The 16,583-nt window shown below is 40.9% G+C and carries 14 protein-coding genes and 1 tRNA gene; 11 read left to right on the plus strand and 4 right to left on the minus strand.

What is annotated here, in order from left to right; translation table 11 throughout:
• Nucleotides 1–225 precede the first annotated feature (225 nt).
• The 4 genes from folC (at nt 226) to purF (ending at nt 4,324) form a co-directional block, all read left to right on the plus strand.
• On the plus strand, nt 226–1,491 hold the full coding sequence (gene folC, locus C9J48_RS18000) for a bifunctional tetrahydrofolate synthase/dihydrofolate synthase (protein ID WP_006232971.1): 1,266 nt from the start codon (nt 226–228) through the stop codon (nt 1,489–1,491).
• Nucleotides 1,492–1,569: 78 nt separating this feature from the next.
• On the plus strand, nt 1,570–2,157 hold the full coding sequence (locus C9J48_RS18005) for an SPOR domain-containing protein (RefSeq protein ID WP_006232972.1): 588 nt from the start codon (nt 1,570–1,572) through the stop codon (nt 2,155–2,157).
• 64 nt (nt 2,158–2,221) lie between these two features.
• Nucleotides 2,222–2,713 carry a CvpA family protein gene (locus C9J48_RS18010; RefSeq protein ID WP_006232973.1) on the plus strand — a complete coding sequence of 164 codons (492 nt, stop codon included), beginning with the start codon at nt 2,222–2,224 and terminating at the stop codon, nt 2,711–2,713.
• 93 nt (nt 2,714–2,806) lie between these two features.
• The gene (gene purF, locus C9J48_RS18015; RefSeq protein WP_006232974.1) at nt 2,807–4,324 is read left to right on the plus strand and encodes an amidophosphoribosyltransferase; all 1,518 of its coding nucleotides are present in this window, start codon (nt 2,807–2,809) and stop codon (nt 4,322–4,324) included.
• Nucleotides 4,325–4,421: 97 nt separating this feature from the next.
• Here purF and C9J48_RS18020 read toward each other — a convergent pair whose 3' ends face one another.
• Nucleotides 4,422–5,021 carry a Yip1 family protein gene (locus C9J48_RS18020; protein ID WP_006232975.1) on the minus strand — a complete coding sequence of 200 codons (600 nt, stop codon included), beginning with the start codon at nt 5,019–5,021 and terminating at the stop codon, nt 4,422–4,424.
• A 254-nt stretch (nt 5,022–5,275) separates the two neighbouring features.
• Nucleotides 5,276–6,154: a LysR family transcriptional regulator gene (locus tag C9J48_RS18025; protein ID WP_006232976.1), complete on the minus strand. Its 879-nt coding sequence runs from the start codon at nt 6,152–6,154 to the stop codon at nt 5,276–5,278.
• Nucleotides 6,155–6,517: 363 nt separating this feature from the next.
• Here C9J48_RS18025 and C9J48_RS18030 point away from each other — a divergent pair, with 363 nt between their 5' ends.
• The gene (locus C9J48_RS18030; RefSeq protein ID WP_036804138.1) at nt 6,518–7,567 is read left to right on the plus strand and encodes a response regulator; all 1,050 of its coding nucleotides are present in this window, start codon (nt 6,518–6,520) and stop codon (nt 7,565–7,567) included.
• A gap of 115 nt (nt 7,568–7,682) precedes the next feature.
• Here the strand turns inward: C9J48_RS18030 and C9J48_RS18035 are convergent, their stop codons facing one another.
• Entirely contained in the window at nt 7,683–9,068 is a 1,386-nt protein-coding gene (locus tag C9J48_RS18035) for a peptide MFS transporter (protein ID WP_006232978.1), read from the minus strand.
• Nucleotides 9,069–9,474: 406 nt separating this feature from the next.
• Between C9J48_RS18035 and rfaH the strand changes: the two genes are divergently transcribed.
• Both rfaH and galU read left to right on the plus strand, forming a co-directional pair.
• Entirely contained in the window at nt 9,475–9,972 is a 498-nt protein-coding gene (rfaH, locus tag C9J48_RS18040) for a transcription/translation regulatory transformer protein RfaH (RefSeq protein WP_006232979.1), read from the plus strand.
• A 214-nt stretch (nt 9,973–10,186) separates the two neighbouring features.
• Nucleotides 10,187–11,095, plus strand: a complete 909-nt coding sequence (gene galU / locus C9J48_RS18045; protein ID WP_006232980.1) for a UTP--glucose-1-phosphate uridylyltransferase GalU — start codon at nt 10,187–10,189, stop codon at nt 11,093–11,095.
• A gap of 151 nt (nt 11,096–11,246) precedes the next feature.
• Here galU and folD read toward each other — a convergent pair whose 3' ends face one another.
• Nucleotides 11,247–12,101 carry a bifunctional methylenetetrahydrofolate dehydrogenase/methenyltetrahydrofolate cyclohydrolase FolD gene (gene folD, locus C9J48_RS18050; RefSeq protein ID WP_006232981.1) on the minus strand — a complete coding sequence of 285 codons (855 nt, stop codon included), beginning with the start codon at nt 12,099–12,101 and terminating at the stop codon, nt 11,247–11,249.
• A gap of 359 nt (nt 12,102–12,460) precedes the next feature.
• Between folD and C9J48_RS18055 the strand changes: the two genes are divergently transcribed.
• From C9J48_RS18055 to clpX, 4 genes are all read left to right on the plus strand, one after another.
• Nucleotides 12,461–12,537 (plus strand) — tRNA-Arg (locus C9J48_RS18055).
• Between the two features lie 591 nt (nt 12,538–13,128).
• The gene (gene tig, locus C9J48_RS18065; protein WP_006232983.1) at nt 13,129–14,430 is read left to right on the plus strand and encodes a trigger factor; all 1,302 of its coding nucleotides are present in this window, start codon (nt 13,129–13,131) and stop codon (nt 14,428–14,430) included.
• Nucleotides 14,431–14,535: 105 nt separating this feature from the next.
• Nucleotides 14,536–15,159, plus strand: coding sequence for an ATP-dependent Clp endopeptidase proteolytic subunit ClpP (gene clpP, locus C9J48_RS18070; protein WP_006232984.1), 624 nt, complete (start codon nt 14,536–14,538; stop codon nt 15,157–15,159).
• Nucleotides 15,160–15,274: 115 nt separating this feature from the next.
• On the plus strand, nt 15,275–16,555 hold the full coding sequence (gene clpX, locus C9J48_RS18075) for an ATP-dependent protease ATP-binding subunit ClpX (protein ID WP_006232985.1): 1,281 nt from the start codon (nt 15,275–15,277) through the stop codon (nt 16,553–16,555).
• Nucleotides 16,556–16,583: the final 28 nt, after the last annotated feature.

Raw genomic sequence — 16,583 nt, forward strand, 5'->3', positions numbered from 1 at the left:
ATTCGTTTATTATTATTGTTCGAAAATTGTTTAGAATTGAATAGAAAGCGCCTGTTGAATGTATTTAACAGGCGCTTTTTTATATCAATAGTTTGAGGCCTTTTAACAAGAAAATGTTTTAAAATGCTAGCAGTAACAATTTATTAGTTTGTTTGGATTAATTTAACGACAGTTCAGTGTTAGATTAGACGCTCCAATGGGTATCAATAAGTGAATATATCACCAATGTCTGGATTGACTGCACCACATGCCACAGCCTCTTTGCCTTCATGGCTGACCTATTTAGAGAAACTTCATACCAGCGCGATTGATCTAGGGTTAGATCGTGCGTTTGCTGTCGCTCAAAAAGAGCAATTGATCAAACCAGCAGAACGCGTTATTACCGTTGCGGGAACGAACGGGAAAGGGTCTACCTGCGCTATTCTTGAAGCGATATTGATTGATGCAGGCTACAAGGTAGGTGTTTACAGTTCACCTCACCTTATTCGTTACAACGAACGTGTTCGTATTAATGGACAAGAACTTGATGATAGTTACCACAGTGCTGCTTTCGCTCATATCGAACAAGCCCGTGGTGACATCAGTTTAAGCTTATTTGAATTTGGCACATTAGCCGCACTGCATTTATTTAAGCAGCAGCGTGTTGATGTAGTGATTCTAGAAGTTGGCTTAGGTGGACGACTAGATGCAACCAATATTGTTGATCACGATGTGTCTGTTATTACCAGCCTAGCGGTTGATCATGTTGATTGGCTTGGTGATGATATTGAAATTATTGGCTTTGAAAAGGCGGGTATTTTCCGTTCTGAAAAGCCGGCGATTTGTGGGCAGCCGAATCCTCCAGCAAGTGTGCCAGCTCACGCCGATGATATTGGGGCTGAGCTTTATCAGGTTGGCTACCAGTTTAGCTATGAGCAGCAAGGGGATACTTGGAGCTGGAATTGTGGGGCATTTGATTTAACAGATTTACCTATTCCCGCATTACCACTTCCCAATGCTGCGACAGCACTAATGGCACTGGGTACTGCTGATCTTGAGATTAGCGATGAGAATATTGCAGCAGGCTTGGCTAAAGTATCGTTGCCCGGTCGTATGGAACGGGTGAATGAGTCACCACTCGTGTTGATGGATGTGGCACATAACCCTCATTCCGCTGAGTATTTTTCATCACAATTAACGCAGTTGAAAATACGTGAAAACAAAACGCGTATTCATGCGGTTGTGGCTATGTTGCATGATAAAGATATTGCCGCAACAATCGATGAGATGAAAGGGATTGTTGATACATGGTATCCCGCATCTTTAGAAGGTCCGCGTGCTGCTAAAGCAGATGAAATTCTCAGCCATTTATCTGTCGATGTCGCAGGCTTTGCCTCTCCTGAGTTAGCATTTGACGCTGCGTTAACACAAGCTGCACCAGACGATGTGGTAATCGTCTTTGGCTCGTTTTACACTGTCGGTCAAGTATCTAGTTATCTCTCTCATCGTTAGTTTCTTTGTGATTAATGAACAGAGACATTTTTCGCAGAAGATTTTTTGCGATTAGTCCCAGAATAAACAGGAGTATATGTGGCGAGTAAATTTCAAAATCGTCTTATTGGTACCATTGTTTTAGTTGCGATTGGTGTGATTTTTTTACCCGATTTATTTGATGGAAAAAAAGAGCATTACCAAGAGCAATTTGCCAGTATTCCTTTACAGCCTGAAATTGCTGATCAGGAGGAATACGCCGTTATTCCAGAACCTGAATTTGAAGACGTTATACTGCCGCAAGAGCCGGTATCTGCCGTTATAGGTGACGAAGGGTTTGAACTTACGTCTGATTCAAAAATGGCTGCTGTGGTAAAAAGTGCTGAACCTTTAACTGTGAAACCGCAGCCCGTTAAGTCACCAAAGATAAACAATATAAACAGCGGTTGGGTAGTGCAGCTTGGTGTTTTCCGTAATTTTGAGAACGCGCATAAGCTGGTGGCTGATTTACGCAAAGCGGGATTTCAAGCGCATGTATTTCCTAAACAACCCAAATCAGGTGACTTGGCAAGGGTGGTTGTTGGTCCAGATGTATCGAAAGATAAACTTTCTGACCAAGTTGTTCAATTGGAAAAATTAACCGGATTAAAAGGCCAGTTGGTCAGATTTAACCCACTAAATCCTTAGGTAAACGTTTGCGTTCTCATTTTTTCTGTTAGAATACGCATCAACAAGACGATATATATAAATGATGATCTGGATAGATTACGTAATTTTAGGCGTGATTGGCTTCTCTGCACTGGTCAGTTTGATCCGTGGATTTGTTAAAGAAGCCTTATCGTTAGTTATTTGGTTTGCTGCCTTTTTCATTGCAAGCAACTTCTACAATCAGTTGGCAGCTTACTTTACCAATATTCAGGACGACACACTGCGAAACGGTAGTGCAATTGCTGTCTTGTTCATTTCAACGCTGGTTGTTGGCGCGGTAGTGAACTACGTTATTGGGCAACTCGTACAAAAAACAGGTTTGTCAGGTACAGACCGTGTACTCGGCGTTGTATTTGGTGGTGTGAGAGGGGTACTTATTGTATCTGCCATACTATTTTTCATTGATACCTTTACTGGGTTTTCAAGTGCTGATTGGTGGAAATCGTCAGAATTGATTCCTCAGTTTGGTATGGTGATTGAATGGTTCTTTTCATATATTAAAGATACATCAAGTTTTTTACCCGGCGCACTGTAGCGTCGGCTTCTTATCAATTGTATGTGGCAACAGTGTTACTGATGCTATTGCTGCGCACAATCTGATATTTAATGCGTGACGAGGATTTAGGACATGTGTGGTATTGTCGGAATCGTGGGGTCTACCCCAGTAAACCAGTCTATCTATGATGCACTGACCGTGTTGCAACACCGTGGTCAAGATGCTGCCGGTATTGTTACTCTGGAAAGCAATCGTTTCCGTCTGCGTAAAGCGAATGGACTTGTTCGTGATGTGTTTGAAGCTAGACACATGCAACGTCTTCAAGGGAATGTGGGTATTGGTCATGTACGTTACCCAACAGCAGGAAGTTCTAGTGCTTCAGAAGCTCAACCATTTTATGTGAATTCACCTTACGGTATTTCTTTGGCACATAATGGTAATTTAACAAATGCTGCTGAAGTTAAAGAATCTTTATTTACCCATGCTCGTCGTCATGTGAATACAACATCAGACTCTGAAATTCTGTTGAATGTATTGGCCAATCAGCTAGAACTGTCTAACTCTTACCCTTTGAAACCTGAAGATATTTTCACTGCGGTACGTGAAGTTCATCGCAATGTAAAAGGTGCATATGCCGTTGTTGCGATGGTGATTAGCCATGGTTTAATCGCATTTCGCGACCCACATGGTATTCGCCCTCTATGTATTGGTAAGCGTGAAATTGACGGTTCAATGGAATATATGGTTGCTTCTGAATCTGTTGCACTTGATGCGGTAGGTTTTGACTTCATGCGTGATGTTGCGCCTGGCGAAGCCGTATACGTTACTTTTGATGGCCAATTATATACTGAACAATGTGCTGATAACCCTGTATTGAATCCGTGTATTTTTGAATTCGTCTATTTCGCTCGCCCAGACTCATTCATGGATAAAGTGTCGGTTTACAGTGCACGTGTGTGCATGGGGCAGAAATTGGGTGAGAAAATCAAGCGCGAGTGGGATGATCTAGATATTGATGTTGTTATTCCTATTCCAGAAACATCGTGCGACAGTGCATTAGAAATCGCACGTACAATCGACAAGCCATATCGTCAGGGTTTTGTGAAGAACCGTTATGTTGGTCGCACATTTATCATGCCTGGTCAGCAAATGCGCCGTAAATCAGTACGCCGTAAATTGAATGCGATCCGCTCTGAATTTAAAGGCAAGAATGTACTCTTAGTCGATGACTCTATTGTTCGTGGTACAACATCTGAGCAGATCATTGAAATGGCACGTGATGCAGGTGCTAACAAAGTGTACTTAGCATCAGCTGCACCAGAAGTACGTTTCCCTAATGTTTATGGTATTGATATGCCATCAGCAAATGAGTTAATTGCTCATGGCCGTGAAGTCGACGAAATCAGTAAAATGATTGGTGCTGATGGTCTTATTTTCCAAGATTTGGAAGATTTAGTGGCTGCGGTAGCTGAAGGTAACCCTGATATTAAATTATTCGAAACGTCGGTATTTAATGGCAGTTATGTAACGGGTGATATTGATCAACAGTACCTTGAATTTTTAGATTCGTTACGTAATGAAGACTCCAAAACTCAACGTGAAATTCAGCAAGATCTTGCTAATCTAGAGCTTCATAACGAAGGCGTTTAATCTGCGCTGAGTAATAAAGCTTAATATATAAAAAAGCGAAGCCAAGAGCTTCGCTTTTTTGTCTGTGGAATTTAGCTTGTCGTTTGAATAGAGGTGTTTAATGGCTAAATTGTGGACCTAAGCCGTATTCCCACAGGATTACCGAGCCAGCTAAAATTGATACTAATAAAACCAAACCACAGGTCACGATTGAGCTGGAATAAATGAAACCTCGTTCTTCTGGTATATGCATCAGAATTGGCACGCCGGTATATAACAGGTACACCGAGTAAGCAATACCCAGCAAACCAGCAATCATTAGAAACCAGATGTGCGGATATAAGGCAGCGATACTGATCATAAACAGTGGTGTGGCAGTATAGGCTGCAAGCTCAAGTGCTTGTGTATAGGTTGGTGTAGAACCAAAGGTATGACTCATCCAATACGATAAATAGGCGAGTGCAAATACCCCCACAACTAATGCGAAATACATAGCAATCGACATGCTAAGTGCACTTGTCTGGGTTAAGTAGATAGGTTGACCCACACCTATTTTCCAACCAATAAAGACACTAGAAATAAACGCAAATAGAGGTGGTAAGGTGGCAATAATAAGAATGTGGCTGAGACTTTTTGTAACTCCCTCATGTTCCTTGTCAATGGTGCGCCACTCTTGTTTGGGGTGGGCGTAAATTCCAAATAAATGTCCCAAAATCATAACGTTTCCTCGTTAAAAAGTGCTAGCAGCGCACATAACTATCGTTAGATATTCGATGTTGAAAGGCAAAGTCGAGCATTTCACTACTATTAACATTTAGTCGGAGATTGGAAAGTTAGCAAGGAATGGCGTTATTCACTTTTGGTATATATCTAGAAAGATCACTCTAATAACGTTGAAAGTGATTGACGTAACTTTGGCATAAAAAAAGCCAGTTATGGCAACTGGCTTTAATCAAAAATTGAAAATCACGATTAGCTTAATGCAAAAAAGTCGCTTGCAAATTCGATGAATAAACGAAGCTTTTCTGGTTGGTAATCTCGATGGTTATAAAGAATATAGACTTCACGAGGGTTCGCTGACCAGTTATCCAGAATGCGCACAAGCTCACCAGACTCAATGTATTGCTCTAGCATTACATCAGGCATAAGTGTGATACCTAAACCTGCACAGCATGCCTTACGAACGACATTAAGCTGATTTGCTTCAAAGTGACCACGTTCATTGATAGTAACGGTATCACCATTGTGATCTGATATACGCCAACGAAGCAGTGGATTGCCTTTTAGTAAGGTATGATCATGAAGGTCTTGAGCATGTTTAGGTTCTGGATTGTTTTTGAGATAGATAGGGCTCGCAACCAAAATATCTTTTACTGCACTAATACGGCGAGCGATAAGCGTAGAATCACGCTGTGGACCGACTCTAAACATAATATCCCAATCTGTGGGATCCAACTGCTCGGGCTCGCTGCTCATATGCAATTCAATATTGATAGCAGGGTGCTTTAGCATAAATGCATTCAACATTGGCTGTAGCAGCACTTTTGTTAAATTAGATGGTGCAGCTATTTTTAATTTACCAGCAGCACCTTTACATTCTTCACTAATGTGCTCCGTCGTATCAACAAGCTGTTGAAGTAGGGGAGCACAATCATCATAAAACTTTTGTCCAGCTTCTGTTAATGACAGTTTACGAGCGTGACGGTTGAGTAATCGAAGATTCAAACATTCTTCCAGAGCTTGAATACGACGGGTCAGAGTTGCTACCGGCACTTGTGTTTTACGAGAGGCACCAGTGTAGCTGCCATTCTCGACTACCATGCGGAATAAATTTAAATCATCAAGTTTCATATGCGATCATTTTTGAAAACTCATTACAAGGAATTGTATAACAAAATGTTTCAAAAGATGTCGCTTATCTCAAAGTTTTTAATTTAAATGATAGGTGAGCACTTTTATGCTTTCAATTTGTGTTTAAAATGTCTGTTTTTTTGATGTAGGCTGCAGAAATGAGTACTTTTTACTGTTCTTCATCCTCCCTTCCTGACGAATGGGTATTTTGATCCTATGCTTCTGATAGGAAGATTAATAACCTTACCACCTTAATGTACTTTATTATTGATATAGGGATTTGATTAAGCTGCAGTTAATCGAAACTCATTGGGTTGATTGAATTTCACGCTACTTGATGCTTTTCTGTGGAGGATGTACTCATTGCTTGAGGGAAAAGATGTACTCGTTGTTGAGGATGACCCCGTTTTCCGAAATATGATCTGTGGTTTTCTAAAGAGCCAAGGATGCATGGTGCGTGAAGCAGAAGATGGGTTAAAAGGTCTTCAAGCATTACGTGAAGTGATTCCTGATATATTGTTGTGTGATCTTGCGATGCCTATTTTATCAGGCATGGAATTTGTCGAAGAAATATCGATGCAGTATCCGATGGTACCTGTCATTGTTATTTCTGGTACAGGTGATATGGCTGATGTCGCGACGGCATTACGTCATGGTGTTAAAGATTTTTTGATAAAGCCTCTCGATAACATCATGGTATTAAAGGCGTCTCTTTTATCTGTGCTTAGGGCGCAAGACTCTTCTGAAGAAGGCAGAGACTTTACTAATCAATGGTTCGGTGCCGGAGAAGATAAAAGTGTTATTGATGAAGAGCTAGAATGGCACATAAAAGAGTTACAAGACAACCCAATTATTGCCAGAGAGTTATTAGTTGGATTAATGCCCGAAACTGAATCAAGCTTTGGTGATTGGCAACTCAACTATTGCGTGCTTCAATCTATTGATGTGCAACCTGTGTTGTTAGATTACACCTGGTTAATGGATGGAAGGTTAGCGTTTTATTTAGTGGACTCAGCCTCTGATAGTGAGCAAGGTACTGCAACCACATTACTTATTCGCGCATTGTTTAATGATTATATCCGCACTCAAATGGCAGATGAAAATAATTTAAATCATCTCATTCAGCTAATTGAAAAGGGGATGAAGCATTCTGACTATTCTTCACCGATTAAAGGTTTATTCGGAATATTTAGTGCTTATGATCGTAGCTTGAATGTTATTTCTGCAGGCTTAGGCGCTGTATTACAAACCAGTGAAGAAACCACATCTATCATGGCACAACCATGGCTTGGTCAAGGTGCCATAAATAATGACACTATTCATTTATCATTATCAGATTCTGGTGGCAGATTATCTTTAAGTGAAATAGATTCGGCAAGTTTCAGTGTGACACTGAAGCGACTGGAATCGTGATAAACGATATAGAGTAAGGGGCGAGGAAAGTGTCAGTATTATACCAAACGAAGTAGGGCGAGTAGTAAGAATCGGGATTCTAACACTCGCCCTAGTTTAAGCTAAAAACTATGAATTATGCTTCTACAGCTTTACCATTCACATCTTCAACTGCCTTTCCTTCTGCTCCATGCATCCAACGAACAAGTTGGTTTGAGCAAAGAAGCAGTAATACACCTGCAATTGTTGCAGCAATTGCGATACCACTGAATATAGCCATTGGACCTGATTCGCCCATTAATGAACCAATAATACCAGCGACATAGTTAGCAACCGCATTGAAGCCAAACCATGCGCCCATCATTAATGATGCTAAACGTAGCGGCGCAAGTTTAGTAACCATTGATAGACCAATAGGTGATAGGCATAGCTCTCCAAGTGTATGGAAGAAATATGCACCGACTAACCATAGCATTGATGTTTTCACTGTAATGTCGCCACCTTGCTGCATTACTGCGCCCATCATGAATACAAAGCCGATTGCAAGGAAGAATAAACCCATTGCGAACTTGACTGGAGAGTTCGGCTCTTTAGGACCCATCTTCACCCAAAGTGCTGCAATGATCGGTGCTAATGTAATAACGAAGAATGGGTTTAATGATTGGAACCAAGCTGCTGGCACTTCAAAGCTACCAATCATGCGATCAGTATATTGTTGTGAGAAGATGTTCATCAAACCGCCAGCCTGCTCAAAGCCAGCCCAAAAGATAACAACAAACAAGCCCATAATCATGATGACTTTTAGTCGGTCACGTTCTTGTGTAGTTAATGGCTCTTTTTTACCTGATTTATTCATTTCTGCAGCGCGTTTAGCGGCGGGTACTTTACCAATGTTACCAAGAATACGTTCAGCAAAAATAAGTTGAGTTACTAAGCTGATAACCATACCAATACCAGCGGTAAGGAAGCCGGCTTTCCAGCCATAATTCATTGATGCAGTACCAGCAATAATACCTGCTAATAAAGAACCAAGGTTGATACCCATATAGAAAATAGTAAATGCACCGTCACGACGATGATCGCCATCTTGGTAAAGATCGCCAACCATTGTTGAAATATTTGGTTTGAAAAGACCATTACCCACAATTAATAGCGCAAGGCCTAAATAGAATGCCGTTACTGCATTAGGGTCAATCATGCTGTGCGGTAATGCCAGTGTAAATTGACCTAAGGCCATTAATACACCACCAATAATAATTGAACGTCGTTGACCTAAGAAGTTATCAGCAATCCATCCACCAATTAAAGGGGTGATGTAAACAAGGCCGGTGTAGATGCCGTATAGGTTAAGCGCGTCTTGTGTCGACCATCCTAGGCCGCCGTTGATGGTTTTATCTGTAAGGTATAGAACTAAAATTGCGCGCATGGCGTAATATGAAAAACGTTCCCATAATTCGGTACCAAACAGAAGAAACAAACCTTTTGGGTGACCTAATAAGTCACCGCTACTACGATTGTTCATAATTATTCTCTATGTTTTATTATTTATGTGTTTGCTAATGCTGCTAGTTTTATAAAGCACAAATTTTTACTCTGCAAGTTTTCACAATCGCGAAATATAACGCCAACATTTTAACTTGTTGTTTTTTAAGGTTATGCGTGTATTTTATACAAAAGTGGAAACTAAGTTCTATCTAGTTTAAATGAAATGTAATCCTTATTAATAGTGATTTCTTAGACTATTAACCTTAATTTTTGTTTTTATGTGGTGTTATATATTAATATTTTTGATAATTCATATTTGTTACATTTGTAACATCTTGGGAGAGATGAAATCAAAAGTATCAAACTGGATACATATTTTGAGTTGTTCTTTATGGGGGAATTATTATAATTTGATGCAGCGTATATAGATTGCAGAGATTGTTATGAAAGATTGGTTCCTTCTTTACTGTAAGCGAAGTGAGCAAGAGCGTGCAGTTATAAATTTGGACAGGCAAGGTGTCGAATGTTATTACCCTCAGGTTAGCGTGAATAAAATTGTGCGTGGTAAACGAGTTGAAACCAGTGAGCCCCTCTTTCCTAGCTATATTTTTGTGTATTTTGACCCTGAACATTTAAGCTATACAACGGTACGCTCTACGCGTGGTGTTGCAGATTTCATCCGACAAGGTGCTAGACCGCAAATGGTTCAGCAAGAGTTGGTGTATGGTTTGATGATGAATGAAAACTGTGAAGATCACCAAGCTAAACTCTCTAGTTTACCTATTCCTGGTGAGTGCCTACAGCTAAAGCAAGGGCAATTTAAGGGGATAGAAGCAATCTACCAAGAAGCTGATGGTGAGAAACGATCATTTATGTTGATTAATCTATTGGGTAAACCTGTAAAAGTCAGTGTTGAAAATGAAGATATTGTAAAAGATTAATTCTTAATTCTTGAGAGGCCCGTAAGTTTCAAATGAAATTTACGGGCTTTTTTTATATAAGAAAGACAAAAAAGAGCAAGGCTTGTATAGTTGGGACATTAAGCTTGTATAAAGCAGTGACACATATTTAATTACCGCTTATAAAAATCAGCATGATGGCATTGGTGCTGATTTTGGTGTCACCAATATCTTTTGAAAATTAATGGAATTGATAATGACAAAGACTTCCCCTGTTCGTAAAGCCGTTATCCCTGTTGCGGGTCTTGGTACGCGTATGTTGCCAGCAACAAAGGCTATCCCGAAAGAGATGTTGCCTATTGTTGACCGCCCTTTGATCCAATATGTGGTCAACGAGTGTGTTGCGGCTGGTATTAAAGAAATCATCTTGGTTACTCACTCTTCAAAGAATTCGATTGAAAACCATTTTGATACCTCTTTTGAATTGGAAGCGACGTTAGAGAAACGTGTTAAACGTCAATTGCTTGAAGAAGTACAAAGTATTTGTCCAAAAGATGTAACGATCATGCACGTACGTCAAGGTCAAGCAAAAGGTCTAGGCCATGCAGTACTAAGTGCTCGGCCGTTAGTGGGCGATGAACCTTTTGCTGTTGTTTTACCTGATGTTGTTCTTGATGATGCTGCCAGTGATTTACGCACTGAAAATATGGCAGCAATGATTGCAGCGTTCAATGAAACAAAAGTAAGCCAAGTAATGGTAGAGCCCGTTCCGATGGCTGATGTATCGAGTTACGGTGTTGCTGATGTTAGCGGCGTTGACTTAAAGCCGGGTGAAACCGCAGCAATGACTAAAGTGGTAGAGAAACCAGCACTTGAAGATGCACCCTCAAACCTCGCCATTGTGGGGCGTTACGTACTTCCTGCTGAAATTTGGGGAATGCTAGAACGTACACCTGTTGGTGCTGGTGATGAAATTCAGTTAACAGATGCCATTGATATGTTGATGGAGTCTCAGCAAGTTAATGCTTTCCATATGTCAGGTAAGAGCCACGATTGTGGTACTAAGCTTGGTTACATGCAGGCTTTTGTTGAATATGGTATTCGTCATAATAGCCTTGGTGATGATTTCAAAGCCTATTTAAAAGATATGGTTAAAACACTTTAATCATGTAACACATGTTTTCCTTGAATTAAACACGCTGAGAACACTCTGAATCCTGAGTATAGAAATAGAGTTATAAAAAAACCGAGGTAACACCTCGGTTTTTTATTGCCTTTTACTAGAGACTAGAGACTAGAGACTAGAGACTAGAGATTTAGCTATGATATTGCTCGCAAGCTAATAGTGTGTTCTCGATTAATGTAGCAACTGTCATTGGACCCACGCCGCCAGGTACAGGGGTAATGTGTTTCGCTTTTTCACGTGCAACGTCATATTCCACATCACCTGCTAGCTTACCGCTATCTAAACGATTGATACCCACATCAATAACTGTCGCTCCTTCTTTAATCCAATCACCAGGAATGAAGCTAGGCTTGCCCACGGCAACAACCAAAATATCGGCTTGCCTTACATGATGTTCAAGATCTTGAGTGAAGCGGTGACATGTGGTTGTTGTGGCTCCTGCTAGTAGCATCTCTAATGTCATTGGTCGACCGACAATATTGGATGCGCCAACAATAACAGCATGTTTACCACGTACGGGAATATTGTAACGCTCTAGCAGAGTGATAATGCCTTTTGGCGTACACGAACGAAGTTTAGGGATACGTTGGCTTAAACGACCCACATTATATGGGTGGAAACCATCGACATCTTTTTCCGGGTCGATATGCTCAAGTATTTTGGTGGTATCAATTCCTGCAGGCAGTGGTAGCTGCACTAAAATACCATCAATTTCTTTATTGGTATTTAGCTCGTTAATTAGTGCTAAAAGTTCTACTTCTTTTGTGTTTGCAGGCAGATCGAATGATTGGGATACGAAGCCAACCTCTTCACAAGCTTTACGTTTGCTGCCAACATAAATTTGAGAGGCTGGATCTTGCCCTACAAGTACCACGGCTAAACCAGGTGCCCGTAACCCAGCTTCAACGCGTGCTTTAACGCGCGCGGCTACTTCCTGTCGAACAGTTTGGGCTATTAATTTGCCATCAATAATTTGAGCTGCCATGTTTTTCCTTTTGGGTAGGGCTAAGAATAAGCAACGTAATTGTCTCAGATAATGTGAACCAGGTCTACTGCGCAAACGTTTGCTTTTTTTGTTCAAGCGCTTGTCGATCATTAATCGCTAAATGAGAGACATGCCATTGGCTAAAATTACTTCGGAGACAGAAGATAGGGGCGATATTCTAGACTTGAATTAAACCATGTTGTTGGAACTTTGACCGCTCAGCACTTAAAGTGGAAAAATTCAGGAAAAAGCATTGACCTTGTATCGTAGCGACGTATAATTCTGCCCCGTAACGCAATGTTACGTCAGTGATTTCGTTTTTAGTTATCACCGAAATTAGTTATTAAAAATAGTACAGAGCGCCCTTAGCTCAGCTGGATAGAGCACGTCCCTTCTAAGGATGTGGTCGCAGGTTCGAATCCTGCAGGGCGCACCACTTCTTGCTTGCTCATCTCTTTTTTCCATCTCTTTATGAACGTCGTATGATTAAAACATAATTTTTATCGTCTGATTTTATCTTTTCAATATATTATGATTAAGCCGCGTTACACGATCTACGTTGTTTAGCTATAAAACTATTAATAAGTTCGTTTTTTGAACGATAAATTCGCTTCGATGAAATTGAATATTTTGACTAATCTTTATACTTATCTTGTTTCTCGTTCGGTTGTTTTTGCGCCTTTTACGTTGAAAAATCATGCTTAAAGCAGATTTTTTACTTTTCACCCTTGAAAATCGATTTTTTGCCCCTATCTTGTCCTGAAGTTGCATTTGATTGCGGTTTGACATTATCTGCCTCGACGGCAAGTGCTCATATCGTTATAATAGCGCGTTAAATTTCTAGTCCTGTGGCTTTTTGCCCTTTTGAAGATGGTTCATCTTTGGAATTGTTAAGTCAGAAGTACTAGAAATTAGCAGAATTAGAGGTGCTATGGTTTTAGCCGTAGCACGAAAGGATGCCACCGTCTTAAAAGACTGTTCGGCGACATCACTCAGGAAAACTGAGTAAGATTTGAGGTTTAATAAAATGCAAGTTACCGTTGAAACTACTGAAGGCCTAGAACGCCATCTAACTATTACAGTTCCTGCTGCTAACATTGAAAACGCAGTAACTGCAGAGCTGAAAAAAATTGCTAAAAATCGTCGTTTCGATGGTTTCCGTCCTGGTAAAGCACCGATGAAAATGGTTGCTCGTATGTTTGGCGGCTCTGTTCGTCAAGATATCCTAGGCGAAGTAATGCAGCGTCACTTTATCGAAGCTATCGTTAAAGAAAAAATCAATCCAGCGGGTGCACCTACTTTCACTCCAGTAGACATCGCTGAAGGTAAAGATCTTGTATTTAAAGCTTCTTTCGAAGTGTTCCCTGAGATTGCTTTAGCGGGTCTAGATAAAATTGCTGTAGAAAAGCCAGCAGTTGAAGTTAAAGACGAAGACGTGACTAATATGCTTGATACGCTACGTAAGCAGCAAGCAACTTGGTCTGACGTTGATGCAGCAGCAGAAGCTGATAGCCGCGTAACGATCGATTTCATCGGTTCTATCGACGGTGAAGAATTCGAAGGCGGTAAAGCAGACGGTTTCGCTCTAGCAATGGGCCAAAACCGTATGATCCCTGGCTTTGAAGACGGCATCGTTGGTAAAAAAGCAGGCGAAGAATTTACTCTAGAAGTTACTTTCCCTGAAGAATACCATGCTGAAAACCTAAAAGGTAAAGCAGCATCTTTCGCTATCACTCTACATAAAGTTGAAGCGCAGGAATTACCTGAGCTAACTGAAGAGTTCATTGCTAAATTTGGTGTTCTAGACGGTTCTATTGACGGTCTGAAAACTGAAGTTCGCAAGAATATGGAACGTGAACTTAAGCAAGCTGTTAAAGGTCGCATTAAAGAGCAGGTTCTTGACGGTCTTGTTGAGCAGAACGACATCAATGTTCCTGCTGCGCTTATCGACCAAGAAATCAATGTTCTACGTCAGCAAGCTGCACAGCGTTTTGGTGGCGATGCTAAGAACACGCCTGAACTACCACGTGAGCTTTTCGAAGAACAAGCTAAGCGTCGTGTAGTTGTTGGTCTTCTAATCGGTGAAGTAATCAAAACTGAAGAGCTAAAAGCAGACGAAGATCGCGTTAAAGCAATCATCGCTGAAATGGCTTCTGCATACGAAGATCCAACAGAAGTTGTTTCTTACTACGAGCAGAACGAAAAGATGATGAGCAACATGCGTAATGTTGCACTAGAAGAGCAAGCTATTGATGCGCTTCTTGCTAAAGCTCAGGTTACAGAAAAAGAAGTTGGTTTTAACGATTTAATGAACCAACCAGCAGCTTAATTTGCTGAAATTGCTGTAGAGATTTGACTTTGTTTCGAATCATCTGCTAACAATGGTCCGTGTGAGTCATTTCATTCGGGCCATTTATTTTAGGGAAATAACGTTATGAGCTACCAAGAAAGAAACGCAATGTCTCCAATTACGGATGCGCTGGTTCCAATGGTGGTCGAGCAGACTTCTCGTGGTGAGCGTTCTTACGACATCTATTCCCGATTACTAAAAGAGCGTGTGATTTTCTTGACCGGTCAGGTTGAAGATCATATGGCTAATTTAGTGGTTGCACAGCTATTGTTTCTTGAATCTGAAAACCCAGATAAAGACATCTTCCTTTACATCAACTCTCCAGGTGGTTCTGTTACTGCTGGCATGTCAATTTATGACACAATGCAGTTCATCAAACCTAATGTGAGCACTGTATGTATGGGGCAAGCATGTTCAATGGGTGCATTCTTACTAGCTGGTGGCGCAAAAGGTAAGCGTTACTGCCTGCCTAACTCTCGCGTTATGATTCACCAGCCGTTAGGTGGCTTCCAAGGGCAAGCATCGGATATTCAAATCCATGCACAAGAAATTCTAACTATCAAACAACGTTTGAATAACCTACTTGCTGAGCATACCGGTCAACCTTTAGAAATTGTTGAAGGCGATACAGACCGTGATAACTTTATGTCAGCAGATCAGGCGGTTGAATACGGTTTGGTTGATTCTGTTTTGACGCAGCGTGATTAATTCTTTCTGATGGTTTTGTTGTGCAGCTTTACTGCGTAACGGAGCAAAATCGTAAGAATTGTTATACACTCAAAACAAAGCAATGATGGGTGAAAACCCAAAATGAGGTTAGCGAATGACAGATAAGCGAAAAGAGACTGGTAGTGGAAAACTGCTGTATTGCTCTTTCTGTGGAAAAAGTCAACACGAAGTTCGTAAGCTAATCGCTGGCCCTTCTGTGTATATTTGCGATGAGTGTGTCGATCTTTGTAACGACATCATTCGCGAAGAAATCAAAGAAGTGATGCCTAAGCGTGATGGCAATGAACTTCCGACTCCGCAAGAAATTCGTACAAACCTGGATGATTATGTTATTGGTCAAAACCATGCGAAAAAGGTTTTGGCTGTAGCGGTATACAACCACTACAAACGTCTTCGTAATGGCGACACTACAAGTGACGGTGTTGAGCTAGGTAAAAGTAATATTCTACTTATCGGACCTACTGGTAGTGGTAAAACGCTTCTAGCTGAAACGTTAGCACGTATGCTAGACGTTCCATTTACAATGGCTGACGCAACGACGCTGACTGAAGCGGGTTATGTTGGTGAAGATGTTGAAAACATCATTCAGAAGTTGCTACAGAAATGTGACTATGATGTAGCTAAAGCTGAGCGCGGTATTGTTTATATCGATGAGATCGATAAGATTTCTCGTAAGTCTGATAACCCATCAATTACGCGTGACGTATCTGGTGAAGGTGTTCAGCAGGCGCTATTGAAATTGATTGAAGGTACAGTGGCTTCTGTTCCACCACAAGGTGGACGCAAGCATCCTCAACAAGAGTTTTTACAAGTTGATACTTCTAAGATTCTATTTATCTGTGGCGGTGCATTTGCCGGTTTAGATAAAGTTGTTGAGCAGCGTGTCGCAACGGGTACGGGTATTGGCTTTGGTGCTGATGTTCGTTCAAAGAGCGAAGAGCGTACAATCAGTGACTTATTTAAGAAAGTAGAACCAGAAGATTTGGTGAAGTACGGTCTTATTCCAGAGTTTATTGGTCGTTTGCCTGTAACCGCAACGTTGACTGAACTTGATCAAGATGCGTTGGTTCAAATTCTTCGCGAACCCAAAAATGCATTAACTAAGCAGTACGCTGCGCTACTTGAGCTTGAAAATGTTGAGCTTGAGTTCCGTGACGATGCATTAGTTGCGATTGCACGTAAAGCAATGGACCGTAAAACTGGTGCCCGTGGCTTACGTTCAATTGTTGAGGCTGTTTTACTTGATACAATGTATGAACTGCCATCGGCTGTTGGTGTAAGTAAAGTTGTTATTGATGAGTCTGTTATTAATGGCGAGTCAGAACCACTTATGATTTACGAAAACACCGAAAATCAGGCAGCTGGTGCTGAATAAGTGTCTAATAACTGCACATAATGAATAA

It is taken from the genome of Photobacterium profundum, assembly GCF_003026285.1.
In the GTDB taxonomy this organism is placed as follows: domain Bacteria; phylum Pseudomonadota; class Gammaproteobacteria; order Enterobacterales; family Vibrionaceae; genus Photobacterium; species Photobacterium profundum.